This window comes from Streptomyces sp. NBC_00597, assembly GCF_041431095.1.
Classification (GTDB): Bacteria; Actinomycetota; Actinomycetes; order Streptomycetales; family Streptomycetaceae; genus Streptomyces.
Map to the genome: position 1 here is coordinate 685,520 of NZ_CP107757.1, position 24,983 is coordinate 710,502.

Here is a 24,983-nt window from a genome sequence, read left to right on the forward strand (position 1 = left end):
CGGTGACTCGTGCCACTGCTTGGCCGGAACGGTTTGGGCGAATCGTTTCTGCGCCTCTTGGGACAAGAACGAGCACCACCCGCACCACCCACAACTCCATACAGGCTCGACTCGCACAGCTTTCGCACCACCTCCAAGACACCCACGTCCCTGCCGACGTGTTACCCGACCGGAGGAAGCCGTGGCACTCACGCCCAGGTTTCGCAAAGATGCAGTCGCAGTACCGGAGGAGAAGCACCCGGTCGACGAGACCCTGCCTCCTCTGAAGATGTTCACGAGCGGCCTCCAGCACGTGGCCGCCATGTACGCGGGTGTCGTCGCCCCGCCCATGATCGTCGGCCCTACCGTCGGACTCTCCGCCACCGAGACCGCGTTCCTGATGGGCGCCTCGCTCTTCACCGCCGGCCTCGCCACCCTCCTCCAGACCCTCGGTTTCTGGAAGATCGGCGCCAAACTCCCCTTCGTCAACGGCGTTTCGTTCGCCGGTGTGACCCCGATGATCGCCATAGGCAAGGGGGAGGGCGCGGACGCCATCCCCGTCATCTTCGGCGCGATCATCGTCGCCGGGGTCGTCGGCTTCCTCGCCGCCCCCTACTTCGGCAAACTCGTCCGGTTCTTCCCGCCCGTGGTCACGGGTACGGTCATCACCCTGATCGGCGTGTCCCTGCTGCCGGTGGCCTTCAACTGGTCGCAGGGCGGCAACCGCACCGCCACCGACTACGGCTCGATGAAGAACATCGGCATGGCCGCCGTCACCCTCGTCATCGTGCTGCTGATGCGCAAGTTCCTGCGCGGCTTCCTCCAGCAGATCTCCATCCTGCTCGGCCTGGTGGCCGGCACGTTGATCGCCCTCCCGCTCGGCATGACCAGCTTCGACGCGGTCAAGAACGCCTCCCTGGTGGGCTTCCCGACCCCCTTCCACTTCGGCGCCCCGCAGTTCCAAGTCGCCGCCGTCGTCTCCATGTGCATCGTGATGCTGGTGTGCATGACCGAGTCCACTGCCGACATCCTGGCCCTCGGCAAGATCGTCGGCCGGCCTGCGGACGCGAGGACCATCGAGGGCGGACTGCGCGCGGACACGCTCGGCAGCGCGCTCAGCCCGCTGTTCAACGGCTTCATGTGCAGTGCCTTCGCGCAGAACATCGGGCTCGTGGCGATGACCAAGGTGCGCAGCCGGTTCGTCGTCGCCGCGGGCGGCGGCATCCTGATCCTGCTGGGCCTGTGCCCGATGGCGGCCTCCGTCATCGGCGTGGTCCCGCTGCCGGTGCTCGGCGGGGCCGGCATCGTCCTGTTCGGCTCGGTCGCGGCCAGCGGTATCCAGACCCTGGCGGGCGCGGCCATGGAGAAGGGCGAGAACGCCCTGATCGTCGCCGCCTCGGTCGGCATCGGCCTGATCCCGATCGCGGCGCCGCAGTTCTACCACGCGTTCCCGAAGGACCTGCTGGTCGTCCTGGACTCCGGCATCAGCACCGGCTGCGTGGTGGCGATCGTGCTCAACCTGGCCTTCAACCACTTCGTCACCCAGCGGGCGCCGGCGGCCGCGCCGGAACCGGTCCCGGTGCACTGACCCGGTCGCCCGGTCGCCCGGTCGCCCGGCCGCTCACGGCGGTGCGTACGCCACCCACTGCGGGCGTGGCGTACGCACCGCCGTCCGCTTCCCGGCCCACGGGGGACCAGCTGTCGATCATCGACAGTGTGCTGCGTTCGATTGCGGGGTGGTGGGTTCGAGTGAGCCCGCGTACGCCGTGCAGCCGAATCGCAGGAAGTGGCGCCCCATCACGTCGCCGTGCGTCGGCGGATTGTCTGCGCAGGACGTCGCCGTGTCGTCTCCCGTAGTGACCGTTTCCCGTAGTGACCGTTCCGTACGCGCGGTTCACCACTCGGCTCAACCACGCCCTGGAGCGGCTGGGGTTCGCGCTGGCAGGCCGGGGCCCGGAGCGGTGCTCCAACCGCTTCGCCCGTAGCCGATCGGTTCCATCTCCGGCATGGCCCGGGTAGCCCGTGGAGACCTGCGTCGCTGCCCACCGCGACTGTCTACGAGACCCTCACCCAGCGGCACCCCACTGGCGTCGACCTGTCCGGATCCCGGCCCGCCGCAGGACGGCTCGGAACCTGCCGGTCGACGGGCCGCGAGAACCGACCCCGGTCCGACACAGTCGTTCCCCACGGGCCTTACCTGGAGAGCCGGTTCGCCACAGGATGCACCAGCGTCACCCACCTCCACCCAGGCCGCTGCCGCGAACTGGGCACGGCGGCCGGCCCCGTCCGAGGTCCATCGTGCAGACGGTCAAGACGGTCAAGACGTTCGACGACGAACCTCGCCCGCCAGCGGTCCACGGTCGAGGCGTCGACCTAGTGTCCTGCGCCGGAGATCCGTCGTTAGTTTATGTATGACTGCTTCTGCGGATGTGCCGGTGCCTCGTCGTGGTCCGAAGTTGGAACCGTTGTTGTTGTCTTCCGATGAGCGTGTGGTGTTGGAGCGTTGGGTCCGCAGGGCGTCATCTGCGCAGGCGGTGGCCTTGCGGGCCCGCATCGTGTTGGCGTGTGCCGGTGCTGATGTGCCGCCGATTGTCGTGGTGGCACGGGAGTTGCATATCGCGGCCGACACGGTCCGCAAGTGGCGTCGCCGGTTCCTGGCGGCCCGGCTGGACGGGCTGGTCGACGAGCCCCGGCCTGGCCGGCCACCCACCATCAGCGTTGATCAGGTGGAGGCGGTAGTGGTCGGCACGCTGGAGGAGATCCCGAAGAACGCCACTCACTGGTCGCGTTCATCGATGGCCGCCCGCAGTGGCCTGTCGAAGTCGACAGTGGGCCGGATCTGGCGGAAGTTCCAGCTCAAGCCCCATTTGAGCGACACGTTCAAGCTGTCGACGGACCCGCTGTTCGTGGAGAAGCTCTACGACGTGGTGGGGCTGTATTTCAACCCGCCCGAAGGAGCGGTGGTGCTGTCGGTGGACGAGAAGTCCCAGATCCAGGCTCTTGACCGCTCTCAGCCAGTGCTGCCGATGATGCCCGGCATGCCCGAGCGCCGCACTCACGACTATGTTCGCAACGGGCTGACCACCTTGTTCGCGGCCTTCGACGTCGCGACCGGTGAAGTCATCACCTCACTGCACCGTCGCCACCGGGCCGCGGAGTTCAAGAAGTTCCTCATCAAGATCGACAAAGAGGTCCCCGAACACCTTCAGGTCCACCTGATCTGCGACAACTACGGCACCCACAAAACCCCGGCCATCAAGACGTGGCTGGCCAAACACCCACGGTTCCACCTGCACTTCACACCCACCGGCTCCTCCTGGATCAACCAGGTTGAGCGATGGTTCGGCTTCCTCGCGGACCAGAAGATCCGCCGTGGCGCCCACAAGAGTGTGCGCTCCCTGGAAGCCGACATCCGAGCCTGGGTCAAGCAGTGGAACGAAAACCCGACCCCGTTCACCTGGACCAAGACAGCCGAAGAGATCCTCGACTCACTCGCCCGCTTCTGCCAACGGATCTCCGGCGCAGGACACTAGTGCAGCGCCGCGGAAGTTCATGGAGGGGCGTTAGAACGCGAGTCCGAATGCTTTCGATGTTCAGTCAGCAGAAGGTGAAGCGTTCGGCGGCTTCGGCGGGGGTGACCCCTTGTCTGCGCCCGGGGACATCGTGGACGGCTGCTGTACCCTCGGAGCGCAGTTGGCCGGCACTGGCGTCCCTCGTCATGATCGCGGCGTAAGCGCGAACATCCGCGGCAGTGACATCTGGGCGCCCCCGCTCGACATGCTGCTGCAGGAGGTCGGTGACTTCATCGGTGAATCGCAGCATGGTCACCGGGGCATTGAAGCGCCTGGCGATGGTGAGGAGTCGTGCGCGGGCCTGCGGGGTGACATTCGTCGATTCGGCGACTGCACTTCGTCCTGCGGCGAGCCTGGCAATGATCCTGCGGTCACGTTCCTCGAAGATGCGGGCGTCCACCGCATCGGAGTCCGCTTCAGCGGGCGGGTCGCCGAAGAGCTCCGCGCGGATCTCGTCGCTGGACACCACGGTTTCGGCATCGATCCGCCGCCGCGCGATCAGTGCCCGGACAAAGCTGGTCTTGCCCGAGGCCGGTGCTCCGACGAGGATGACGAGTCCCACCGGTACCCGGATCAGCCCGATGCCGGCATGCGCGGGAGCGTCGGTCACGGTGCGGGAGCTGTCGAGGTAGAGGCCGCCGGCGCAGTCCAGGGCCTCTTCAGGGGAGCCAAAGGGGAGCCCGGTGGGCAGGACATTCTCCTCGTACTTGCCGCTGCTGGCCAGGTAGAGCGCGAAGCCCCAGGTATGCAGGACACCGGTGAACCGCAGGCGGCACAGCGGCAGCGGTTCCTCATCGCCGGTCAACTCGCCCGCGACGTAGGCGAATCCGGCGCGGAAGCGAACCTGGATGCCGCTGAGCTGGGGCCAGCGTTCCTTGGCGTGTGCGTCCAGACGCTGGCGCAGGTGGTGCTGCATGGACTCGGGCGGGTTCTTCGGCACGGGGTCCATCCTGCCGGGCGCCACCCCGACACGCCATGATCATCGCCTTGGCCATGGGGCGCGGAGGGTGCGGTGGGGATGGCCGGGGCGGTCGTGGTGGGGCTGGACGAGACGGTGCGCGAACGCCTGACTCGTACGGCGATCTCGCTAAAGTCGCCGCTGTGCCGAAGGGCGTGTCGGTACCGGCCGCAGGGCGGATACGGAGCGCACGCTGGCTACCCATGGCGGAGGTTTGCGGTTCGTCTGCAACATGGCGGTCGACCGCCCGGCGGACCGCCCTCTCGGCCGGCCTGTACAGCGAGCCTGCAGGACATGATGCTGTCGGACCCGGGCCACGACCCGCCCGGGTCCGATCGTTTCCCTATGCGGGGAGGTGTTGCGAACGTTCGGCCGGCGGATCCATCAGGCGGCGCAGCAGGCGGGTGAGGGGGCGCTCCAGTAGGCGCTGGAGCAGCCAGGCGATCAGTACGACGCCCGCGATGACGCCGAGCAGGGTGGGCCAGGGGCCCCACTGCTCGTTCCAGCGCCAGATGACCCGTACGCCCAACGATTGGTGGACGAGGTAGAGCGGGTAGGAGATCGCGCCCGCGACCGGTAGCCAGCGCCACTGGATCCAGTCCAGCTTCCCGAGCGAGATCAGGCCCATCAGCGCGTACATGACGGTGATCGCGGCCAGGCACACCTTCCAGTTGATGCCGTGCCCCTCGCCCTCCATGATGGCGGGAAGGCGGTGCTGCATCAGAAGCCAGGACAGGGCCAGGATGCCCAGGGTCTCGCCCTCGATCCGGCCGGCCCGGCGGACCAGGTAGAAGGCGATTCCCGCGATGAAGAAGGGCGCCCACCGGGGCACCAGGAGCTGGTCGAGCAGCGGGATGCCCGACGCCGGTGCCAGCACCGAGCCCAGCGCCCAGATCCAGCAGAAGGTCGCGACCCGGCGATAGCCCGTACCTAGCAGGACGACCAGCGAGAAGATCAGGTAGAAGCGCAGCTCGATCCAGAGGGTCCAGTACACGTTGTCCACGCTGTTCACCCCGAGGGGCTCGTGGAGCATCGTGAGGTTGGTGAGCATCTGGCCGACCGTGACCTTCGGCTCGCCGGGAACCTGGGGGCCCAGGCGCGCGGCTGCCGAGGAGAGCACGACCGCCACCCAGTACAGCGGGAATAGCCGCAGGATCCGGCCCTGCCAGAATTTCTGGAGCGATTTGCCCCAGGCGGACATGCAGATCACGAAGCCGCTATCATGAAGAAGAAGACCACACCCAGCCAGCCGAACTCGGCGACCTTGTGCAGGGTGGGGAACAGCGCGACCGCCGTCCGCTGCCAGGGAATCTTCCCCGACCCGGCGAGGTAGTGGAACAGGACCACCGACAGCGCGGCGAGCAGCCGCAGACCGTCCAGCACGGCTATTCGCGGCGCCCGCGCAGCCCTGGTGGCTCCGGACGGCCGCAGGGAACCGGTACCTCTCGACCACACCCGGCGGCGGGCGGGGCCGGGGGCCGCCTGCGGAGCCTCGACGGGCACCGGGACACGGTCCCCGTCAAGGACGAACCTGTCGGACATGACACCTCTGAAGATTCCTGCGGTGTCGCGACACCGGTGTGTTTCGGGCGAAAGGGCCCGCCGATCTTAGCGATGATGTGGGAGCTCACCGGCGCCTGGGCCGCGCGACGCCGCTGAGAGCCCTCAGGGACTGCGCCGGCAGCCGCACGGCGGGGCGGCTCAGCAGGTGGAGTGGAAGAGGCCGCCACCGGTTCGGTCGCGGCGAGGCGGTTGTAGCGGGCCACCGCGGCCTTCGTGTCCTCGACGTACGCGGTGGCCCCGGCCTCCCGGACGGCCGCCAGGGTCTCCTCCATGACGAGCAGCCGGTCGTCCATGCCCCGGCTCAGGACGACCGTGGTGGCGCCGCGATCGAGCAGTTCCCGTACCTCCGCCGCCCGGATGCCGGGATCGTGACGGGTGCCGTGCTCGGACCAGTCCCAGGCCCGGCCGCCGCCGGGGTAGAGCTTGAAGTCTTTGCCGGGAGTGAGCCCTTCGACCTCCATGCGCCCCCAGGAGAGGTGGGCGATGCGCGGGGACACCGCGACGGCGCCGGGATCGGGCGCGGCCGGAGGCGTCCAGAGCATGAGGTTGCTCATCAGCTCCGCCTGCTCGACGGCGTCGTCCAGCGCGTGGTGGGTGTGCGGGCGGGCGGAGAGGAGCTCGCGCGGCATCAGGCCCTTGACCGCCGCGCGCAGCGGGACCCCCGCCTTCGCCGCGTACAGGGTCTTCATGTCGAGGCAGCCGGAATGCCCGAAGGGGCTGTCGCCGCCGAAGCGCATCAAGTACCAGTACAGGAACGTCCAGTCGAAGGAGGCCGGGTAGCCGCACATGACGGGCTGCGCCCCGGCCCCGGCGGAGACCTCCCGTACCCACGCGCGGAACTCGGCCATGGCCGCCGCCGGTTCGGCGCCCTCCCGGAGCAGCCGGTCCCGGTCGAGCCCGCTGACGGAGAGCGCCTCGGGTACGTACTGGTCGCTGATCGGGCGGAGTTCGCGGTAGAAGGTGTGCCGCTCGGGGTCCGCGGCCGTATACGAAGCGCCGTCCTGCCGCCCCGCGACGGCCGCCCCGAAGCTGATCATCGAGTACGGGCCGGGGATCGGGCCGTCGGCCTCGATGTCGACGGAGATGTAGAGGCTGGGACGTGCGGTGCGGGCCGGCATGGGCGCGATCATGTCAGTCCGCGCCGCTCGGACCATCCGAATTCCCGCGGCCGGTCGACCGCCGCCCGGCCCCGAGGCCACCGCCGCCCGGCCCCGACGGTCCTAGGCGGGGGTCCGGGGGGAGGACATCCGGTCCACCATCCGGACGACCGTGCGGCGGCTCGCGAGTCGTCCGCCGAAGGCCATGACGCGGTTCAGGGATCCGGAGATGACGCTCGGCGGCGGGTTCCTCCGGTCGAGGGCCTTCAGGGCGGTGCGCACGACCTGCTCGGAGGTCTGCATCTTGGTGCCGCTGGCGGCGTCCTCCGTGCCGACCACCTCGAAGAACTCCGTCTTCGTCGCGCCCGGCGACAGCGCGAGGACGCGCAGCCCGGTACCCCGGGACTCCTGCCACAGGGCCTCGGTGAAGCTCAGCACGAAGGCCTTGGAGGCGGCGTAGACGGCCATGTTCGGGACCGGCTGGTAGCCGGCCACGCTGGCGACGTTGACCAGAACGCCGTCACCGCGGGTGCGCAGCGGGCCGATGAAGGCGCGGCTGATGTCGACGACGGCCATCACGTCGAGGCCCACTTCCTGGCGGAGCCGCTGCGGGTCCTCCTCGTGGAAGCGGCCGTAGGTGCCGAAGCCGGCGTTGTTGACGACGCCGGAGACCGAGATCCCGCGCCGCTCGACCTCGGCGGCCAACAGCTCACCGCATCCGTCGACGGACAGGTCCATGGCGATCGTCTCCACCGCGACGCCGTGCGTCTCGGACAGCTGCGCGGCGAGCGCCTTCAGCCGGTCCTCGCGGCGGGCGACGAGCACGAGGTCGGAACCCCGTGCCGCGAGCTGACGGGCGAACTCGGCGCCCAGGCCCGAGCTGGCGCCGGTGATCAGGGTGGTCCGGCTCCGGTAGTCGACCGCGTTCACAGTGGCTCCTGCATGTGGGATGACGTCGTGGGCCATCACTGTATGCCCGGTTGGCAGTGACTGCCAACCGGGCAGTTGAACGCAGATTGGCGGCCCGCCTATATGCTGACCCGATGGGGACCACCGCAACGCAGCAGACCCTGTGGGACCGCTCCCGCCAGGCCGTGGTCGCGAGCATCTTCGACACGGCCATGCGGCTCTTCGCCGAGCAGGGCTACGAGGCCACGACGATCGCGCAGATCGCCAAGGAAGCGGGCATCTCCCAGCGTTCGTTGTTCCGGTACTTCGGTACCAAGGAGGACATCGTCTGCGGCGAGCAGGAGGAGCTCGGGGAGCTGCTGCGCGCGACGGTGGAGGACCAGCCCGCCGCCGCCACTCCGTGGGAGGCCCTGCGTTCCGGTTTCGAAGTGCTCATGGAAGCGCACGGCGACCGCGAGCAGCTGCTGGAGATCACGGCTTTGATCTTCGACACCCCTCCGCTGCGCGCCCGCTATACACAGAAGAGGCTGCGCTGGCAGGAGCTGGTCCAGCCCGCCGTAACGGCCCGCATGGCCGCCGGGGAAGGCCCGGTCCCGGAGGTGCGCGCCGCGGCGGTCACCGCCACCGTCTTCGCATGCGTGGACGCCGCCACCGAGGTCTGGGTGCGCAGCGGCGGCAGCGCCGACCTGGCGACCCTGTACGACGAGGCCCTGGCCGCCGTACGGGGCTGATCCCCGCCCCCGCACCGCACAGGCGGTGCCCGGATGCGCCGGTACGCCGGTACGCCCGCGGAAGGATTCCGCGGGCGTACCGGAGCGGGAAGGCGGGGACGGGTGCTACGGCGCGGACGTCAGGAACATGCCCGTGTGGTCCGCTCCCGCGGTGTTCTTGCAGCTGGAGGCGGAGGTCGCCGGCTGGGCTAGCGCCAGGTTCAGGCAGCGGCCGACCGCGAGCTGGCCGAAGTAGTTCGGGTGCATGGACTCCTGGACCGGCCCCTGCGTCTCGCTGCTGTCGATCCAGCGCGCCCACTCGCTCGTCTTCGCCGACGCGGGCGCCGAGGTGGTCACCTGCTTGCTGGCCTTCGCGCACACCTCGCGGCCCTGCAGCATGTCCCGCAGGTCCAGGAACTGCACGCCCTTGGCGGCGGCGACGCCCTTCAGTCGGTTGGCGAGCTGCGGCACGAGCGAGTCGCGCGCCCAGTCCGAGTCCCGGTTCCAGAAGGGGCAGCCGCCCGTGTTGAGGCGGCTCCAGTCGCTCTGCGTGTACCGGTTCTCCGCGCCGCGGGGGATCGGCGAGGGGTAGGACTGGAGCACGATCCGGTACGAGGAGTCGGTGTACCCGGCGTCCCGCATCACGGCGCGGATCTCGTCCACGGACTTGCCGACGTTGGCCATGACGCCGTCGATCTTCTCGTCGACCCCGTACTGCTGGTCGTCGTAGCAGTACGAGTTCCACAGGACGAAGTCGAGCGCGCAGTCCTTGATGATGTCGGCGAAACCGAGGTCGTTCCCGCCGATGGACAGGGCGATGACCTTGACGTTGTTCGCCGCGGCCACGGCGGCGAGCTGATCGGCCTGCGGTGCCTCGCCCTTGAAGGGCACGCCGCCGTTGGAGGCGCGGAAGACGTTCTCGGAGGTCGCCCCGGAGCAGGCCAGGTTCACGGCCACGTCGGCGATCGCCCCGGCGCTCTTGACCTCGGCGGAGTCGGAGCGGTGACAGCCGTCGGCGGTGCTGCCGTACACCTTGGCGGGGTCGTAGGTGCTCCCGGAGACCCATGCGCGGTCGGTCCCGGTGCGATTGCCGGTGTTGGTCAGGCTGTTGCCCTTCCAGCGGCCGGCCTCACCGGAGATGTAGCTGTCGCCCATGGACACCACGGCGGTGGGCCCGGTCCCGGGACTGGCCACGGAGGTCCCCGCGGAACCGCCGACCAGAGCGCCGACGGCGAGCGGCAGAACCATCCCGACCCCGGCGAATCGTCGCACTCGACTGCGGGCCCGGTCCTTGCTGGCGTTGCGGAATCCGATCACTGCGGAACTCCTGCGGTCGGCCATGGCGAAAGCCGGAGTGAACTCCGGTGCATGGCTGGGGAAGTGGGGGTACCGCCGGCCGGTGGCATCGGAAAGGTGACACGGAGCACGTTGTTACCGCTAGGTAGCCGCAGATTACGATGACGTAACGACCGACCGGTCGTTCGGGACCGGTCAGCCCCAACGGTGGCCGAATTCCGCCGTTCCCGAACCGCCCGTTCGCATCCACCCTGTGAACAGAAGCGCAACCAAGGCGGTCAACGGGGGAGCCACCATGGTCGAGCCGCTCTACGTACCCGTCCTGCCGGTGCGCCGCGGCCCGCTCGCGGCGTACTCCGGGCTGACACCGTCCCTCCGCGCCGCCGTCTCACCGCTGTGGACGATCGCGCCGGGTACCGATCCGGCCGCACCGCCCGGAGCCGTGGCCGCCGCCCAACGGGCCATGCCCGCCTGGCTGGACGCCCGGCATCTGGAGGGTGAGCCGCGCGCCGTCACGCAGGGCCTGTGGCCGTACCTCCTGCACACGCCGGTCAGACCGGTCACCGGCCCGGGGCGGCCCGACTGGCAGCGGTCCGCCTGTGCGGACTTCGCCAGGGCCTGTGGGAACGGCCTGGGAGTGCGCGTGCGTGCGGACGAAGCCGCGTCGGAACGGGGCGCCGAATCGGTGTGCCGGTTCGTCGAGGGTCTCGGCGGCCCGGACCTCGCCCGGGAGCCGCTGTTGGACCTGCTGCTGGACCTCGAAGCGGTCACCGAGGAGTGGCACCAGGCGGACAAGTGCGCCTTGCGCGCACTGGAGTTACTGGGTCCGCTCGCCGTGTGGCGGTCGATCGTGCTGCTGGCCGGATCTTTTCCGGGCTCCGCGCCCGTGCTGGAGGGCTGGCCCCCGGTCGAGGCGCACCGGCACGACTGGGACGTCTGGCACATGGTCCGGAACGCCCAGCCGGGGCTCCCCGTGGACGTCACCTACGGCGACTACGGCGCCCATCACGCGCACGCGGCCGACGCGGGATCGGGCGGCGGCCCACCGTGGGGTGTCCTGCGCTACACCACGGAGCGCACGTTCCTCCTGGCCAAGGCGCCGACGGAGGGTGAGGGGCACGCGGCGCGGGCCCGGGAGATCGCCCGCCGGATGATCGGTGAGCCCGACTTCCGGGGGCCCGGTTTCAGTGAGGGCGACCGCTGGCTGCACGCGTGCGCCACGGGCGGGGGAACCTCGGGGGCCGGCAATGCCGAGGCGTGGATCCGGGCGGGGCACAGCCAGCACCTGGCCTACGTGGCACGGCGGTTGACCCGGTGAAGGGCCCGGCAACGGCTCCGCCCCCGTGCCTGGTGGCAGCGGGGGCGGAGCCGGGTTCGACTGCGGTGCGCATCAGTCGAAGCGGGGTGGTCAGCCGACGAGCTGGTCGTACGCCGGGAGGGTGAGGAAGTCCGCGTAGTCCGCGTCCAGTGAGACCTGGAGGAGGAGGTCGTGGGCCTGCTGCCACTTCCCGGCCGCGAAGGCCTCCTCGCCGATCTCGGCACGGATGGCGGCCAGTTCCTCCGTGGCGATCTTGCGGGTCAGTTCGGCGGTGGCGGTCTCGCCGTTCTCGAACACGACGCCGGCGTTGATCCACTGCCAGATCTGCGAGCGGGAGATCTCGGCGGTGGCCGCGTCCTCCATCAGGCCGAAGATGCCGACGGCGCCCAGGCCGCGCAGCCAGGCCTCGATGTAGCGGGTACCGACCTGGACCGCGTTGCGCAGGCCCTCGTACGTCGGCTTCGCGTCCAGCGAGTCGATCGCGATGAGCTCGCCGGGGGCCACCGCGACGTCCTCGCGGAGCCGGTCCTTCTGGTTCGGCTTCTCGCCGAGGACCGCGTCGAACGAGGCCATTGCGATCGGGACCAGGTCGGGGTGGGCGACCCACGAGCCGTCGAAGCCGTCGCCCGCTTCGCGGTCCTTGTCGGCCTTGACCTTCTCGAACGCGACCCGGTTGGCCTCGGCGTCCTTGCGGGACGGGATGAAGGCCGCCATGCCGCCGATGGCGTGCGCGCCGCGCTTGTGGCAGGTGCGGACCAGGAGCTCGGTGTACGCCCGCATGAACGGAGCCGTCATCGTCACCGCGTTGCGGTCCGGCAGGACGAACTTCTCACCGCCGTCGCGGAAGTTCTTCACGATCGAGAACAGGTAGTCCCAGCGGCCCGCGTTCAGGCCCGCCGCGTGGTCGCGCAGCTCGTAGAGGATCTCCTCCATCTCGTACGCGGCGGTGATGGTCTCGATCAAGACCGTGGCGCGGACCGTGCCCTGCGGGATGCCGACGTAGTCCTGGGAGAAGACGAAGATCTCGTTCCAGAGGCGCGCCTCCAGGTGCGACTCCGTCTTCGGGAGGTAGAAGTACGGGCCCTTGCCGAGCGAGATCAGGCGCTTGGCGTTGTGGAAGAAGTACAGGCCGAAGTCGACGAGGGCGCCGGGGACCGCACGGCCGTCGACCTGCAGGTGGCGCTCCTGCAGGTGCCAGCCGCGCGGGCGCATCACGACGGTCGCCAGCTGCTCGGCGGGCTTCAGGGCGTACGACTTGCCCGTGCGCGGGTCCGTGAAGTCGATGCGGCGCTCGTAGGCGTCGATCAGGTTGAGCTGGCCGAGTACGACGTTCTCCCAGGTGGGGGCGGAGGCGTCCTCGAAGTCTGCGAGCCAGACCTTGGCGCCCGAGTTCAGGGCGTTGATGGTCATCTTGCGGTCGGTCGGACCGGTGATCTCCACACGGCGGTCGTTCAGCGCGGCCGGCGCCGGCGCGACCTTCCAGTCGCCCTCGCGGACCTGTGCGGTGTCCGGGAGGAAGTCGAGGTGGGAGGTGCGGGCGATTTCGGCGCGGCGCTCGCCGCGGCGGGCGAGGAGCTCGTCGCGGCGGGGCGTGAACCGCCGGTGGAGCTCGGCCACGAAGGCGAGGGCCGCCTCCGTCAGGACTTCGTCCTGCCGGGGCAGGGGCTCGGCGTCGACGATGGCCAGCGATGACGGCGCTGGTGCGGACATATCTGTCACTCCTTCAGCGGCGGTGCCTGGCGGCCGCGGGGGAATGCTCGCGCAGGACGGCACGCAGTGCCGTCGGGTGTGGAGAGTTCCGGGATACGGTCGCGGGCGCCGTCTGGGGGTTCAGGGCGCTTCTGACCAGTGGATAGTAATTTCCTTATGGTGGAAGTTCAATGGTTTGTTGATGTCGAGATTCTCTGAGTCGACAGACCGTGGCGCCCGGTGGCCCTCAGTGCCACCTTCGTCACTGCCCGCTCAACTGCCGCTCGACCGCCGCTCAGGCCAGTCGTGCCAGGTCGGGCGGGGTGTCGATGTCGAAGGGCTCGGCGATGTCCGCGCACTCCACCAGCGTGAGCTCGTCCGCGTGTTCTGTCAGGTGCACCCGGGCGCCCTTGTCCCCCGTCGCCGTCGCCGCGATGTCCGCCCAGCGGTCGGCGCCGAAGAGCACGGGATGGCCCCGCTCCCCGTCGTAGGCCGCCGCCACCAGACTCGCGGGGGAGCGGTACGCCTCCCGGACCCGGGCCACGGCCGCCGGTCCGATGCCCGGCTGGTCCACCAGCGACACGAGGGCCGCGCAGGCGTTCGTACCGGCGAGCGAGGCGAGGCCGACGCGCAGGGACGAGCCCATGCCCTGCGCCCAGTCGGGGTTGTCCACGACCACGCAGCCGGTCAGGTCCGCCCGCTCGCGGACCTCGGCCGCGGAGGCGCCGAGCACCACGTGGAGCGGACCGCAGCCCGCCTCGCGCAGCACCCGTACGGCGTTCTCGACGAGCGGGCGGCCGCGGTAGGCGAGCAGGGCCTTGGGGTGCCCGCCCAGCCGGCGCCCGCCGCCGGCGGCGAGGAGCAGGCCCGCGATCACGGGGCCAGGGGCCGGGGGCTGGGGGGCTGGGGTCGCGTTGGCTGACATGACAGCGATTCTCGCCCCTGCGGCGCGGCGCGAGCCCGCCGCGCCAGCAGGCGCCGTACGGCCGCCAGCCCGGCGCCGAGGCGCAGCGGCTCGCAGATCCGGTGCTCGGCGGCAGCGGCCAGGGCGCGCTCTTCACGGTCGGTCAGCGGGTTCGGCATGGCTGTCTCCTTGCCAATCAGGGGCCAATACCGCGAGTCTGGACCTCGATTGGTCTGGTTGGCAGAGCCAATCAGGGGAGGTTGGCATGGCGAACGGGCGAGTGGTCCAGACGGCGGACAGGACTTTGGGCAGTCGCCAGCTCACGGCACTGCTGCCCTCCGAGGTGCTGGCCCGCCCCGGCTACCGGTCCCTCGCCGACGCAGTGCGGACCTTGATCCTCGACGGTCGGATCGCCCTGCGCGTACGGCTGCCCGCCGAACGCGAACTCGCCGAGGCGCTCGGCGCCAGCCGGGCCACCGTCACGGGCGCCTACGACCTGCTGCGCGAGAGCGGCTACGTCCGCAGCCGGCGCGGCTCCGGCACCTGGACCGAACTCCCCGAGGGCCACGGCCCGGTCGGCGCGCACCTGCTGGTCGGCTCCGGCGGCTACCAGGCCGACGGCGATCCCGGCATCGACCTGGCCATCGCCGCCATGGGTGCCCCCGAGGACAGCCTCGCCGAGGCCCTGGCCTGGGCCGCGCCACGGCTGCCGGCGCTCGCCCGGAGCCCCGGCTACCACCCCTTCGGGCTGCCCGACCTGCGCGGCGCCATCGCCGAGCGGTTCACCCGGCGCGGGCTGGCCACCCGCCCCGAGCAGATCCTCGTCACGGCTGGCGCCCAGCAGGCGTTCTCGCTGGTCGTGAGCCTGCTGTGCGGGCCCGGTGACCGGGTGGTGACCGAGAACCCGACCTACGCGAACGCCCTCGACGCCCTGCGGCACGCACGGCTGCGCACCGGGTCGATCGCCGTCTCGGCCACGGGCTGGGACATGGAGATCGCCGAGTCCACGCTGCGGCAGACCGTGCCGAGGCTGGCGTACGCGGTCCCGGACTTCCACAACCCGACGGGGCTGCTCATGCCTCCGGAGCAGCGGCTGCGGCTGCTGTCGGCGACGCGGCGGACCGGGACCTGGCTCGTGGTCGACGAGACCATCGCCGACATCGCCCTGGACGTGCCGGCGCCGGCGCCGCTGGCCTCGCTGGCGTCCCGGGGCGGCGCGGACCACGTGGTGACGATCGGCTCGCTCAGCAAGACGCACTGGGGCGGGCTGCGGGTGGGATGGGTACGGGCCACCGCGAAGATGGTCACGGAGCTGGCGGCGGTGAAGGTGGCCGCGGACATGACCGGCTCGGTACTGGACCAGCTGGTGGCGATGCCCCTGCTGGCAGGCCTCGAACGGACCCTGCCGGCCCGCCTCGCGCAGTTGCGGGAGCAGCGGCGGGCGTTGGTGCGGGCGTTGGAACGGCACGCCCCGGAGTGGTCGTGGCAGCTGCCGCCGGGCGGCCTGTCGCTCTGGGTGGACCTGGGGGAGCCGGTCAGCTCGGCGCTGGCGGAGCGGGCGGCGGCCGGCGGGGTGCACATCGGGCGCGGCGCCCGCTTCGGAGTGGACCCGGGCACCTTCGAACACCGGCTCCGCATCCCGTACACCCTGCCCGCGCACCGCCTGGACGAGGCCGTCCGCCACCTGGCCTCCGCCTTCCACGACGGCGTCCCCCTGACCCCCGCGGTGGAACGGCCGCACTGGGTTGCCTAGGGCACCGGGAACACGGTTGTGAGGACGACCGCCACGTGGACGGCCCGGCCAGGGTGAGCCGGGCCCAGCGGTCGCCGGTGCGCATGCGGCGACGAGGACCGCGGCGCTGAACACAAGGCGCCGGCCGCGACCGCGGTGAGCCGGAGGGCGTGGGCGTGGGCGTGCGGACGGTCGACGGCGTGGTGGTCGGGCCCGTGGCCTACGGGGTGCGGATCAGGCGGCGGGTGGCGGCGGCGGCCACCGCCGAGGTGCGGGAGTCGACGCCGAGCTTCGCGTAGATGTGCACCAGGTGGGACTTGACCGTGGCCTGGCTCAGGAACAGCTTCTTCGAGATCTGCTGGTTCGACAGCCCGTCCGCGACCAGCTGGAGCACTTCCAGCTCCCGCTTCGTCAGCGCCTCCGCGGGCGTGCGCATGCGGTCCATCAGCCGCAGCGCCACCGCCGGAGCCAGCGCCGACTGGCCCGCCGCCGCGGTGCGGACCGCCGCCGCGAGCTCCTCCGGCGGGGCGTCCTTCAGCAGATAGCCCGACGCGCCCGCCTCGACCGCCGCCAGGATGTCGGCGTCCGTGTCGTACGTGGTCAGCACCAGGACCCGCGGCGCCCCGGGGCGGGCGGTGATCGCCGCCGTCGCCGCCGAGCCGTGCATGCCCGCGCCGAACTGGAGGTCCATCAGGACCACGTCCACGGGCTCGGAAGCGGCCAGCTCCACCGCCCGCTCGGCGGTGGCGGCCTCCGCGACCACCGCGAAGTCCGGCTCGGTGTCCAGCACCGCGCGCAGTCCGGCCCGGACCACCGGGTGGTCGTCGGCCAGCAGCAGGCGGATCGTCATCAGGGTGCCTCCAGGGGCAGCGGCAGGGTGACGGCCACGGCGGTGCCCTGGCCCGGTGCGGACTCCACGGTGAACAGCCCGCCCAGCGTTTCGGCCCGGGACCGCATCGCCGGCAGCCCGAACCCGCCTTCGCCGGAGGGGGCCGAGGACGGATCGAAGCCGTTCCCGTCGTCCACGATGTCGAGCGTCACCGAGGCGTCCATGAAGGTCAGGGTGATCTCGGCGCGCCCGGCCCCCGCGTGCCGCACCACGTTGGCCAGCGCCGACTGCGCGATCCGCAGCAGCGCGACCTCGTACGGGGTGGGCAGGACGCGGGGCGCGCCGCTCAGGCAGAAGCGGACGCGAGGCCCCGGAGCCGCCGTGCACAGCCGCTCCAGCGCAGCGGCGAGGGACCCGTGCTCCAGGTCCGGCGGGGTGAGCGCCCGTACGAAGCGACGTGCCTCGGCGAGGTTCTCCTGGGCGGCCTCCCGGGCCGCGCCGATATGCGCCAGCGCTGCCGCGCGGGGGTCGGCGGGACCCGCTCCGGCCGAGCCGGCCCCGGCGTCGGCCGCGGCGTCGGCCGCGCACCCGGGCTGCGCCGCGCCGCTCAGCGGCCGCGCCGTCGCGGTGCCCGGGCCGGTGGGCGCGTCCGGGTGCGGCGCCGGGGCCGGCTCGGCCAGCGACCGCTCCGCCGCCCGGAGCAGCAGCTGGATCGAGGACAGCCCCTGCGCCAGCGTGTCGTGGATCTCCCGCGCCAGCCGTTCCCGCTCGGCCAGGATGCCGGCGTTCCGCTCGGCCGCGGCCAGCTCGGCCCGGGTGGCGATGAGCTCCTCGATCAGCTCGCGGCGGCGTTCGCTCTCGCGGTACAGCGCCTGGTAGCCCAGTACGGTCGCCACCGCGACGGCCCCGCCGAGCAGCGGCCCGAGGAAGGCTCCGGGCGTCACCGTGCTGCTGTGCGCCAGGAAGCCGCCGATCGCCGCGCACGCGGTCACCGCGACGGCCGTCACGCCCCAGCGAAGCCGCAACAGGTGCAGCTCCAGGAAGTACAGCGGGAACGCGATCCACAGCCCGTCGGGGGAGACCACCAGCAGCCCCGCCCAGGCCGCGCCCAGAGCGGCCAGCCACACCGCCCCGGCGCGCGGTGAGCGGCGCACCACGGGAGCCAGTACGCCGGCCGCGTAGACGGCGGCCAGCACCGCGCAGGCGGCGACGACCCAGCCGGCCCGCGGCGCGGAGTCGGTGACGGCCCGCCCGGCGGCGAGCGCGAGCAGCCCGAACAGCAGCGCGTGCAGGCACAGGCGCAGGACGCGCGAGACGGGGGTGAGGGGGCGGGGAGCGGGGGATTGCGGAGCAGCAGCCATGGCCCGACCAGCGTAAAGGCGGGCCCGCGGCCACCGGTCAATCGAAAGTTTGATGTCGGGATGCGTCCTTCGATACCAGGATCGCTACCGTGGCGCGATGCCCTGTGGCCACGCGGGAGACCAGGGTGGGGACCATGTTCGTCGCATGGAGAGATCTACGGTTCGCGAAGGGCCGCTTCGCCCTCATGGGCTCGGTCGTACTGCTGATCACGCTGCTGGTCGGCCTGCTGTCCGGGCTCACCGCCGGCCTGGCCCGGGAGAACGTCTCGGCCGTCACCGGTCTGCCCGCCGGCCATCTGGCCTTCGCCGCGCCCGCCGGGGACCAGGGGGTGTCCTTCACCAACTCCCAGGTGCCCGAGAAGGCATGGCGGGCTTGGCGGGCGCAGCCCGGCGTGAAGTCCGCCGAGCCGCTCGGCATCCGCACCACCAACGCGGCGGCCGGCGGGCGCACCGCCGCGGTCTCCGTCTTCGGCGTCGACCCGGCGGGCCCCCTCGCACCGCGCGGCAGCGGACTCGTGCAGGGGCAGGTGGTGCTCACCGAGAAGGCCGCGAAGGAGCTCGGCGGCCTGACGGCCGGCGGCAAGCTGAAGATCGGCCCGCTGGAGCTGACCGTGGCGGCCGTCTCCGGTACCGCCGCCTACAGCCATACCCCGGTCGTCTGGATGGACCTGAACGACTGGCAGCGCATCGGCAATCCCGGCACCTCCATCGACACCCTCGCCACCGTCATCGCGCTCGACACCACCACCTCCGCCGACCTCGCCGCCGGGGACGCGGCGGCCGCGACCAAGGCCCGGACCGTCGACGAGGCACTCGGCGCCATAGGGTCCTACCAAGCCGAGAACGGCTCGCTCCAGCTGATGCGCGGCTTCCTCTTCGTCATCTCCGCCCTGGTCATAGGGGCCTTCTTCACCGTGTGGACGATCCAGCGCAGCGGCGACATCGCCGTGCTGAAGGCACTGGGCGCCTCCACGCCGTACCTGCTGAAGGACGCCCTCGGCCAGGCCGTGGTCATGCTCGCGATCGGCACCGGGCTCGGTACGGCGCTCGCCTCCGGGTTCGGCGCGCTGATCAGCGGGGGCGACGTGCCCTTCGTCCTCGACGCCGCGACCGTCCTGGTGCCCGCCGCGATCATGATCGTGCTCGGCGCGCTGGGCGCCGCCCTGTCCATCCGGCGGATCACCGCCGTCGACCCCCTGACCGCCCTCGGGAGCGCCCGATGACCCTGCTCGTGCACGACGTGACGCTCACCTACCCGGACGGCGAGGGCCGGCTCACCGCCCTCGACCGGGTCCGGCTGGAGGTGCCGGCCGGCACCCTGACCGCGGTGATCGGACCCTCCGGTTCCGGCAAGTCCAGTCTGCTGGCCGTCGCCGCCACCCTGGTCACCCCCGATTCCGGGCAGGTGGTGGTGGCCGGCCGGGACACCGCACGGCTGAGCGCGGCCGAGAAGGCGGCCCTGCGCCGGGAGGAGATCGGCATCGTCTTCCAGCAGCCGAACCTGCTGGCCTCGCTCACCGCCGCCGAGCAGCTCCAGGTGATGGCGCACCTGTCGGGCCGCCCCGCGCGGACGCTGCGCCGCCGTGCGCTGGAACTGCTGGACGCGGTGGGTCTCGCCGACAAGGCCGACAAGCGGCCCCACCAGCTCTCCGGCGGCCAGCGCCAGCGCGTCAACATCGCCCGCGCCCTGATGAACGAGCCGGCCGTGCTCCTGGTCGACGAACCCACGAGCGCCCTGGACCACGAGCGCGGCGCGGCCGTCCTCGACCTGCTGATCACCCTGACCCGGGAGCGGTCCACCGCGACCGTGCTGGTCACCCACGACCATGCGCACCTGGAGCGGATGGACCGGACAGCCACGATGACGGACGGCATCCTGAGGGCGTCGGAGGCGGAGCCGCAGTCCGTCCCGGCGGCCTGAGCGGCCGCGCCCGCCCCGCGAGCGAAGGCCCGTACGAACCCCGTACGAAGGCCCCGGCCCCCTCACGCGAGAGGGGGCCGGGGCCTTCGTACGTACGGAACCTACGCGGGGTTCTGGCTCTGCAGGGCCACCGACAGCTCGGCGGCGACGTTCTGCAGGATCGGCACGATCGAGTCCGTCAGGGCCTCGGTGACCCGGCCGGCCGGACCCGAGATGGAGATCGCGGCGGCGGTCGGCGAGTTCGGCACCGACACGGCGAGGCAGCGGACCCCTATCTCCTGCTCGTTGTCGTCGACCGCGTAGCCCACCTTGCGGACCTGCTCCAGGGCCTCCAGGAAGCCCTCCGGCGTGGTGATGGTCTTCTCGGTCGCGGCCGGCATTCCGGTGCGCGCCAGCAGGGCCCGTACCTCGTCGGCGGGGGTGTAGGCCAGCAGGGCCTTGCCCACGCCGGTGGAGTGCGGCAGCACCCGGCGGCCGACCTCGGTGAACATGCGCATGGAGTGCTTGGACGGCACCTGGGCGACGTAGACGATCTCGTCCCCGTCGAGCAGGGCCATGTTGGCCGTCTCGCCGGTCTCCTCGACCAGACGGGCGAGGTACGGCCGCGCCCAGGTCCCCAGGAGGCGCGACGCGGACTCGCCGAGGCGGATGAGGCGGGGCCCGAGGGAGTACCGTCGGTTGGGCTGCTGCCGCACGTAGCCGCATGCCACGAGGGTGCGCATGAGGCGGTGGATGGTGGGCAGCGGCAGACCGCTGGCGGTGGAGAGCTCGCTCAGGCCGACCTCGCCCCCGGCATCGGCCATGCGTTCGAGCAGATCGAAGGCGCGCTCAAGGGACTGGACGCCACCGCTGGCGGCGGTGGGCTTGGCGGAAGCGTCGGTGGTGCTGGCGCTGGACGTCGGCACGGCGCGGTCCTTTCGGTGCTGGCAGGCAAGGGAGCAGCCTACCGGTCGGTCGGCGTCGGCCCTAGAGCTGGGTCGAAGCCGTCCCCGCCGGTCAGAGGGGGTTTGTCCGGGTGGCGGATGTCCTCGGGAAGTTACCTGCCCACCCCCCGGTGGTGATAGCTACATTCTGGATAGTGAAATCTTAATTCCATCCTGTGGAAACATCCAATTGCGGCTTCGGTGTGTCAGTGCTCTGTCCGGGCGCTCTTGACTGGCTCCGGATCGGCGGCGAGACTCCGTCAACAGAACGTTGAATTTCGCTCTGTGGAAGTAGATGGGGAGGTTCCGGCGTGTCCGACGACGTGGAACTGGTACTGCGCTCGACTCGCGTCATCACCCCCGAGGGGACGCGCGCCGCTTCGGTCGCCGTCGCCGCCGGGAAGATCACCGCCGTACTGCCGCACGACGCCGAGGTGCCGGCCGGCGCCCGGCTCGAAGACTTCGGCGACGACGTCCTGCTCCCCGGCCTGGTCGACACCCACGTGCACGTGAACGACCCGGGCCGCACCGAGTGGGAGGGCTTTTGGACGGCCACCCGCGCCGCCGCGGCCGGAGGCGTCACCACGATCCTCGACATGCCCCTCAACTCCCTGCCGCCGACCACCACGGTCGACAACCTCCGCGTCAAGCAGGAGGTCGCCCGGGCCAAGGCGCACGTGGACGTCGGCTTCTGGGGCGGCGCCCTGCCGGACAACGTCAAGGACCTGCGCCCGCTGCACGACGCCGGCGTCTACGGCTTCAAGTGCTTCCTGTCGCCCTCCGGCGTCGACGAGTTCCCCGAACTCGACCAGGAGCAGTTGGCCACCTCCCTCGCCGAGATCACCGGCTTCGGCGGCCTGATGATCGTGCACGCCGAGGACCCGCACCACCTGGACTCCGCGCCCGTCGTGCCGGGGCCCAAGTACGCCGACTTCCTCGCCTCCCGTCCGCGCGACGCCGAGAACACCGCGATCGGCAACCTGATCGCCCAGGCCAAGCGGCTGAACGCGCGCGTCCACGTGCTGCACCTGTCCTCCTCCGACGCGCTGCCGCTGATCGCCGCCGCCAAGGCCGAGGGCGTCCGGATCACCGTCGAGTCCTGCCCGCACTACCTCACCCTCACGGCCGAGGAAGTGCCCGACGGCGCCAGCGAGTTCAAGTGCTGCCCGCCCATCCGTGAGGCCGCCAACCAGGACCTGCTCTGGGACGCGCTCGCCGACGGCACGATCGACTGCATCGTCTCCGACCACTCGCCCTCCACCGCTGACCTGAAGACGGCCGACTTCTCCACCGCGTGGGGCGGCATCTCCTCCCTCCAGCTCGGCCTGCCGGCGATCTGGACCGAGGCCCGCCGCCGCGGACGCACCCTTGAGGACGTCGTGCGCTGGATGTCCGCCGCCCCGGCCGCGCTCGCGGGCCTCGCCGACAAGGGCGCGATCGAGGCCGGCCGCGACGCCGACTTCGCCGTACTGGCCCCCGAAGAGACCTTCACCGTGGATCCCGCGGAACTGCACCACCGCAACCGGGTCACGGCGTACGCGGGCAAGACCCTGCACGGCGTCGTGAAGTCCACCTGGCTGCGCGGTACGCAGATCGCCGACCACGGCACCCCGACCGAGCCCACGGGCCGACTCCTTGAAAGGCAGAACTGACCAGTGGCGATTGAATCCTTCACCGGTAACGCGAACCCGTACGGAGGCGGCGACCCGTACGCGGACTACCGCACCGCGGACTTCCCCTTCACCCAGTACGCGAACCTCGCCGCCCGTGAGCTGGGCGCCGGTGTCATCGCCGCCAACGACGAGTTCTTCGCCCAGCGCGAGAACCTGTTGATCGCCGAGGCCGGGCACTTCGACCCCGAGCACTTCGGTCACAAGGGCAAGATCATGGACGGCTGGGAGACGCGCCGCCGCCGCGGCGTCTCCGCCACCCAGCCCTGGCCGACGGCCGAGGACCACGACTGGGCGCTGGTGCGCCTGGGCGCCCCCGGCGTCATCCGCGGCATCGTCGTCGACACCGCCCACTTCCGCGGCAACATGCCGCAGGCCGTCTCCGTCGAGGGCACCAACTGGGCGGGCGCCCTCGCGCCGACCCCGGAGGAGCTCCACGGCGACGACGTCAAGTGGACGACCCTGGTCGCGCGCACCCCGGTCGGCGGCCACGCGGCCAACGGCTTCGAGGTGGACGTGGAGCAGCGCTTCACGCACCTGCGCGTCAACCAGCACCCCGACGGCGGCATCGCGCGCCTGCGCGTCTACGGCGAGGTCCTGCCGGACCCGAAGTGGCTCGCCGCGCTTGGCTCCTTCGACGTCGTGGCCCTGGAGAACGGCGGCTCCGTCCAGGACGCCTCCAACCGCTTCTACTCCCCGCCGACCAACACCATCAACCCGGGCCGCTCCCGCAAGATGGACGACGGCTGGGAGACCGCCCGCCGCCGCGACAACGGCAATGACTGGATCCGCTACCAGCTGGTGGCCGACTCCGAGATCCGCGCCGTCGAGATCGACACCGCCTACCTGAAGGGCAACTCGGCCGGCTGGGCCTCGCTGTCCGTCAAGTCCGGCGAGGAGGGCGAGTGGACGGAGTTCCTGCCGCGCACCCGCCTGCAGCCCGACACCAACCACCGGTTCGTCCTGGACACCCCGGCGGTCGGCACCCACGTCCGGATCGACATCTTCCCGGACGGCGGCTTCTCCCGCCTGCGCCTCTTCGGCTCGCTGACGGAGGCCGGCGAGGCCGCGCTGACCGCCCGCCACCAGGAGCTGGGCGGCTGACGCCACCTCCAAGACCGCCCCGGGGGCCGACACCTCCGGGGCATGCGCAACAAGCCCGCAGGGGCGCACCGTTGGACGGTGCGCCCCTGCGGCGCTCCCGGCCCGCTACCCTTCGGCTGTCGCAGTCACCCGGGGGAGGGCGAGGGCATGGCAGCCGAAGGGCCGCGCACGAGGGAGCAGCGCCGCGAGGACGCGTTGAGCCGGTTCGAGAACGACATCGACGTCTGGGTGGCCACGGCGGACGCCGACGGGGCGCCCTGCCTCGTACCCCTGTCCTTCCGGTGGGACGGCGAGACGTTCCTGATGTCGACGGGGCGCAACCTGCCCACTGGCCGCAACCTCGCCTCGGGCGGCCGGGTACGGCTGGCCTTCGGCTCGACCCGCGACGTGGTCCTCGTGGAGGGCGCCGTGACCCGGCTGGAGGCGGCGGAGCTCGCGCCGGGCGAGGTCGAGGCCTTCGCGGCCCAATCCGGCTTCGACCCGAGCGGCCTCAAGACGCCCTACCCGTACTTCCGGGTCGCGCCGGTGTGGATCCAAGCCTGGCGCGAGGTCAACGAGATCGAGGGCCGCGACCTGATGAAGGACGGCCGCTGGCTGGTCTGAGGGCCGCCAGCGCGAGGTCCGGGCCCGGCGCTACGCCCCGAAGCCGCCGTCCACCGCGAACTCGGCGCCCGTCACGTAGGCGGCGTCCGGGCCGGCGAGGAAGGACACCAGGGCCGCCACCTCCTGCGCGGTGCCGAAGCGCCCGAGGGCCGTCAGCGCGCTCTGCGGGGCGGCGCCGGGGCCGTCCGCCGGGTTCATGTCGGTGTCCACCGGGCCGGGGTGCACGAGGTTCGCGGTGATCCCGCGCTCGCCGAGCTCCCGGGCCAGCGCCTTGGACATGCCGGTCAGGGCGGCCTTGCTCATCGCGTACAGCACGCCGCCCGGGCCCGGGACCCGCTGGACCATGCAGCTGCCGATGGTGACGATCCGTCCGCCGGAGCCCATCCGCGCCGCCGCGGCCTGCGCGGTCAGGAACGCGCCGCGCACGTTGACCGCCAGCACCCGGTCCACGTCGGGCAGGGCCAGGGCGTCCAGCGGCCCCAGTACGCCGACGCCCGCGTTGTTGACGAGCGCGTCGATCCGCCCCAGACCCCGTACGGTCTCCTCCACCGCGGCGACCGCCTGTGCGGGGTCGCCCACGTCGGCCCGGACCGCCAGGGCGCGGCGGCCGAGCGCCTCGATCCGGGCCGCGACCCCGGCGGCGGCGTCCGCGGCGTCGACGTAGGTGAGGGCGACGTCGAGGCCGTCCTGCGCCAGCCGCAGGGCGGTGGCCGCCCCGATCCCCCGGCTGCCGCCGGTCACCAGTGCCACCGTGCTGTTCGCATTGTCGGCCTTCTCCGCTCGCTCATCCGTGTTGTGCGGGTCGAGCAGGAAGCAGGCGGGCGGCGGCCTCGCAGGAATCGGCC

The 24,983-nt window shown here is 71.5% G+C and carries 22 protein-coding genes; 10 read left to right on the plus strand and 12 right to left on the minus strand.

Going from position 1 to position 24,983, the window contains the following annotated elements; translation table 11 throughout:
* Nucleotides 1–181: 181 nt before the first annotated feature.
* Both OG974_RS02795 and OG974_RS02800 read left to right on the plus strand, forming a co-directional pair.
* Entirely contained in the window at nt 182–1,567 is a 1,386-nt protein-coding gene (locus OG974_RS02795) for a nucleobase:cation symporter-2 family protein (RefSeq protein ID WP_329315051.1), read from the plus strand.
* Nucleotides 1,568–2,390: 823 nt separating this feature from the next.
* Nucleotides 2,391–3,512, plus strand: a complete 1,122-nt coding sequence (locus OG974_RS02800; RefSeq protein ID WP_327280728.1) for an IS630 family transposase — start codon at nt 2,391–2,393, stop codon at nt 3,510–3,512.
* A 64-nt stretch (nt 3,513–3,576) separates the two neighbouring features.
* Here OG974_RS02800 and OG974_RS02805 read toward each other — a convergent pair whose 3' ends face one another.
* From OG974_RS02805 to OG974_RS02825, 5 genes are all read right to left on the minus strand, one after another.
* Nucleotides 3,577–4,491 carry an AAA family ATPase gene (locus OG974_RS02805; RefSeq protein ID WP_371645294.1) on the minus strand — a complete coding sequence of 305 codons (915 nt, stop codon included), beginning with the start codon at nt 4,489–4,491 and terminating at the stop codon, nt 3,577–3,579.
* A gap of 361 nt (nt 4,492–4,852) precedes the next feature.
* The gene (locus OG974_RS02810) at nt 4,853–5,710 is read right to left on the minus strand and encodes an acyltransferase family protein (RefSeq protein WP_371646710.1); all 858 of its coding nucleotides are present in this window, start codon (nt 5,708–5,710) and stop codon (nt 4,853–4,855) included.
* Nucleotides 5,711–5,715: 5 nt separating this feature from the next.
* The gene (locus OG974_RS02815; protein WP_371645296.1) at nt 5,716–5,892 is read right to left on the minus strand and encodes a hypothetical protein; all 177 of its coding nucleotides are present in this window, start codon (nt 5,890–5,892) and stop codon (nt 5,716–5,718) included.
* A 2-nt stretch (nt 5,893–5,894) separates the two neighbouring features.
* Nucleotides 5,895–7,190 (minus strand): MTH938/NDUFAF3 family protein, encoded by a 1,296-nt coding sequence (locus OG974_RS02820; protein WP_327279353.1) that lies wholly within the window; start codon nt 7,188–7,190, stop codon nt 5,895–5,897.
* A 102-nt stretch (nt 7,191–7,292) separates the two neighbouring features.
* Nucleotides 7,293–8,099: an SDR family oxidoreductase gene (locus OG974_RS02825; protein WP_327279354.1), complete on the minus strand. Its 807-nt coding sequence runs from the start codon at nt 8,097–8,099 to the stop codon at nt 7,293–7,295.
* Nucleotides 8,100–8,212: 113 nt separating this feature from the next.
* On the opposite strand from OG974_RS02825, the gene OG974_RS02830 reads away from it, so the two are divergent.
* Entirely contained in the window at nt 8,213–8,809 is a 597-nt protein-coding gene (locus OG974_RS02830; RefSeq protein ID WP_327279355.1) for a TetR family transcriptional regulator, read from the plus strand.
* Nucleotides 8,810–8,914: 105 nt separating this feature from the next.
* On the opposite strand, the gene OG974_RS02835 is transcribed toward OG974_RS02830, so the two are convergent.
* Complete coding sequence (locus OG974_RS02835) at nt 8,915–10,105, minus strand: GDSL-type esterase/lipase family protein (protein ID WP_327279356.1); 1,191 nt, start codon at nt 10,103–10,105, stop codon at nt 8,915–8,917.
* Nucleotides 10,106–10,337: 232 nt separating this feature from the next.
* On the opposite strand from OG974_RS02835, the gene OG974_RS02840 reads away from it, so the two are divergent.
* Nucleotides 10,338–11,402, plus strand: a complete 1,065-nt coding sequence (locus OG974_RS02840) for a hypothetical protein (protein ID WP_327279357.1) — start codon at nt 10,338–10,340, stop codon at nt 11,400–11,402.
* A gap of 90 nt (nt 11,403–11,492) precedes the next feature.
* Here the strand turns inward: OG974_RS02840 and aceB are convergent, their stop codons facing one another.
* Both aceB and OG974_RS02850 read right to left on the minus strand, forming a co-directional pair.
* Nucleotides 11,493–13,112, minus strand: coding sequence for a malate synthase A (gene aceB, locus OG974_RS02845; RefSeq protein WP_327279358.1), 1,620 nt, complete (start codon nt 13,110–13,112; stop codon nt 11,493–11,495).
* Between the two features lie 274 nt (nt 13,113–13,386).
* Nucleotides 13,387–14,016, minus strand: a complete 630-nt coding sequence (locus tag OG974_RS02850) for a nucleotidyltransferase family protein (RefSeq protein WP_327279359.1) — start codon at nt 14,014–14,016, stop codon at nt 13,387–13,389.
* Between the two features lie 244 nt (nt 14,017–14,260).
* Between OG974_RS02850 and OG974_RS02855 the strand changes: the two genes are divergently transcribed.
* Nucleotides 14,261–15,748 (plus strand): PLP-dependent aminotransferase family protein, encoded by a 1,488-nt coding sequence (locus tag OG974_RS02855; RefSeq protein WP_327279361.1) that lies wholly within the window; start codon nt 14,261–14,263, stop codon nt 15,746–15,748.
* Nucleotides 15,749–15,947: 199 nt separating this feature from the next.
* Here the strand turns inward: OG974_RS02855 and OG974_RS02860 are convergent, their stop codons facing one another.
* Together OG974_RS02860 and OG974_RS02865 are read right to left on the minus strand one after the other, a co-directional pair.
* Nucleotides 15,948–16,577 carry a response regulator transcription factor gene (locus OG974_RS02860; protein WP_327279362.1) on the minus strand — a complete coding sequence of 210 codons (630 nt, stop codon included), beginning with the start codon at nt 16,575–16,577 and terminating at the stop codon, nt 15,948–15,950.
* Nucleotides 16,577–17,917 (minus strand): sensor histidine kinase, encoded by a 1,341-nt coding sequence (locus tag OG974_RS02865; protein WP_327279363.1) that lies wholly within the window; start codon nt 17,915–17,917, stop codon nt 16,577–16,579. Before OG974_RS02865 ends, OG974_RS02860 begins: the two co-directional genes overlap by 1 nt.
* Before the next feature lie 134 nt (nt 17,918–18,051).
* On the opposite strand from OG974_RS02865, the gene OG974_RS02870 reads away from it, so the two are divergent.
* Nucleotides 18,052–19,140, plus strand: a complete 1,089-nt coding sequence (locus OG974_RS02870; protein ID WP_327279364.1) for an ABC transporter permease — start codon at nt 18,052–18,054, stop codon at nt 19,138–19,140.
* Nucleotides 19,137–19,838 carry an ABC transporter ATP-binding protein gene (locus OG974_RS02875; protein ID WP_327279365.1) on the plus strand — a complete coding sequence of 234 codons (702 nt, stop codon included), beginning with the start codon at nt 19,137–19,139 and terminating at the stop codon, nt 19,836–19,838. The genes OG974_RS02870 and OG974_RS02875 overlap by 4 nt, the downstream gene beginning before the upstream one ends.
* A 101-nt stretch (nt 19,839–19,939) precedes the next feature.
* Here the strand turns inward: OG974_RS02875 and OG974_RS02880 are convergent, their stop codons facing one another.
* Nucleotides 19,940–20,743, minus strand: a complete 804-nt coding sequence (locus OG974_RS02880; RefSeq protein WP_327279366.1) for an IclR family transcriptional regulator — start codon at nt 20,741–20,743, stop codon at nt 19,940–19,942.
* A gap of 329 nt (nt 20,744–21,072) precedes the next feature.
* Between OG974_RS02880 and allB the strand changes: the two genes are divergently transcribed.
* The 3 genes from allB to OG974_RS02895 all read left to right on the plus strand — a co-directional run bounded on the left by allB (nt 21,073) and on the right by OG974_RS02895 (nt 24,138).
* Nucleotides 21,073–22,413, plus strand: a complete 1,341-nt coding sequence (allB, locus tag OG974_RS02885; RefSeq protein ID WP_327279367.1) for an allantoinase AllB — start codon at nt 21,073–21,075, stop codon at nt 22,411–22,413.
* Between the two features lie 3 nt (nt 22,414–22,416).
* Nucleotides 22,417–23,535, plus strand: coding sequence for an allantoicase (gene alc, locus OG974_RS02890; protein WP_327279368.1), 1,119 nt, complete (start codon nt 22,417–22,419; stop codon nt 23,533–23,535).
* Nucleotides 23,536–23,682: 147 nt separating this feature from the next.
* Nucleotides 23,683–24,138, plus strand: coding sequence for a pyridoxamine 5'-phosphate oxidase family protein (locus OG974_RS02895; protein ID WP_327279369.1), 456 nt, complete (start codon nt 23,683–23,685; stop codon nt 24,136–24,138).
* Between the two features lie 30 nt (nt 24,139–24,168).
* Here OG974_RS02895 and OG974_RS02900 read toward each other — a convergent pair whose 3' ends face one another.
* Nucleotides 24,169–24,888, minus strand: a complete 720-nt coding sequence (locus OG974_RS02900) for an SDR family oxidoreductase (RefSeq protein WP_371645301.1) — start codon at nt 24,886–24,888, stop codon at nt 24,169–24,171.
* Nucleotides 24,889–24,983 lie beyond the last annotated feature (95 nt).

Excerpts from the sequence above, each read along its gene's own strand:
- OG974_RS02800 (WP_327280728.1), top strand. The coding sequence starts at position 2,391 with ATGACTGCTTCTGCGGATGTGCCGGTGCCTCGTCGTGGTCCGAAGTTG.
- OG974_RS02810 (WP_371646710.1), bottom strand. The coding sequence starts at position 5,710 with ATGTCCGCCTGGGGCAAATCGCTCCAGAAATTCTGGCAGGGCCGGATC.
- OG974_RS02820 (WP_327279353.1), bottom strand. The coding sequence starts at position 7,190 with ATGCCGGCCCGCACCGCACGTCCCAGCCTCTACATCTCCGTCGACATC.
- OG974_RS02830 (WP_327279355.1), top strand. The coding sequence starts at position 8,213 with ATGGGGACCACCGCAACGCAGCAGACCCTGTGGGACCGCTCCCGCCAG.
- aceB (WP_327279358.1), bottom strand. The coding sequence starts at position 13,112 with ATGTCCGCACCAGCGCCGTCATCGCTGGCCATCGTCGACGCCGAGCCC.
- OG974_RS02850 (WP_327279359.1), bottom strand. The coding sequence starts at position 14,016 with ATGTCAGCCAACGCGACCCCAGCCCCCCAGCCCCCGGCCCCTGGCCCC.
- OG974_RS02855 (WP_327279361.1), top strand. The coding sequence starts at position 14,261 with ATGGCGAACGGGCGAGTGGTCCAGACGGCGGACAGGACTTTGGGCAGT.
- OG974_RS02860 (WP_327279362.1), bottom strand. The coding sequence starts at position 16,577 with ATGACGATCCGCCTGCTGCTGGCCGACGACCACCCGGTGGTCCGGGCC.
- OG974_RS02865 (WP_327279363.1), bottom strand. The coding sequence starts at position 17,917 with ATGGCTGCTGCTCCGCAATCCCCCGCTCCCCGCCCCCTCACCCCCGTC.
- OG974_RS02870 (WP_327279364.1), top strand. The coding sequence starts at position 18,052 with ATGTTCGTCGCATGGAGAGATCTACGGTTCGCGAAGGGCCGCTTCGCC.
- OG974_RS02875 (WP_327279365.1), top strand. The coding sequence starts at position 19,137 with ATGACCCTGCTCGTGCACGACGTGACGCTCACCTACCCGGACGGCGAG.
- OG974_RS02895 (WP_327279369.1), top strand. The coding sequence starts at position 23,683 with ATGGCAGCCGAAGGGCCGCGCACGAGGGAGCAGCGCCGCGAGGACGCG.